We start from the raw sequence: 255 nt of genomic DNA on the forward strand, positions 1-255 counted from the left end.
TTGATGTTTAAAGTATTCCCAATTGTAATTCACCGATGTTTGTCTTTGGTTCCCCTTCGGGGTTTTGGCTAGTTTATTCAGCCTGTCATCCATTTGTTCCTTATCTGCTGTGTACACTTTAAACTGAAGCGTATATCCCTGTTTATCCACACGTGTGCTGTAGTGGGTAAAACTAAACCGCACACCGTCCAGGTCGGTATAAGCATCTTCTATTTCGTCATAAGACCAATTATCCCGGCGTTTCGGATCCTGTTT

At 42.4% G+C, this 255-nt stretch carries 1 pseudogene; it reads right to left on the bottom strand.

Annotated features, from left to right (window positions below):
- A pseudogene (locus tag ACYQ4S_RS12865) lies at positions 1–255 on the bottom strand (IS5/IS1182 family transposase); the annotation flags it as partial.

The organism is Alkalibacterium sp. s-m-28, from assembly GCF_054658175.1.